This window comes from Arthrobacter cavernae (assembly GCF_017368795.1).
GTDB classification, from domain to species: Bacteria; Actinomycetota; Actinomycetes; order Actinomycetales; family Micrococcaceae; genus Arthrobacter; species Arthrobacter cavernae.
Map to the genome: position 1 here is coordinate 1 of NZ_JAFNLL010000138.1, position 455 is coordinate 455.

At 63.3% G+C, this 455-nt stretch carries 1 pseudogene; it reads left to right on the forward strand.

What is annotated here, in order from left to right:
- Positions 1 to 455 (forward strand): annotated as a pseudogene (locus tag J1902_RS19150) (pyruvate dehydrogenase (acetyl-transferring), homodimeric type); the annotation flags it as partial.

The window sequence follows — 455 nt, forward strand, 5'->3', positions numbered from 1 at the left end:
GTCATCCTCGCCAAGACCGTCAAGGGCTACGGCCTCGGACCCAGGTTTGAAGCGCGCAATGCCACGCACCAGATGAAGAAGCTCACCATCGAGGACCTGAAGGAATTCAGGGACTACCTCCGGATTCCGATTTCCGATGAGCAGCTTGACGCCGATCCGTACCGCCCGCCGTACTACCACCCGGGCCCCAATGCACCCGAGATTGCCTATCTCCTCGACCGGAGGCGCGAGCTCGGTGGCTTCGTGCCGGAGCGCAGGCCCGGGCACACCGACGTCGAACTTCCCGCCGCAAAGTCATATGAAACGGCATCCCGGGGCTCCGGCAAGCAGCAGGCCGCCACCACCATGGCGTTTGTCAGGCTGCTCAAGGACCTGATGCGCGACAAGAACTTCGGGCACCGGCTGGTCCCGATCGTTCCGGATGAGTCGCGGACCTTCGGGATGGACGCGTTCTT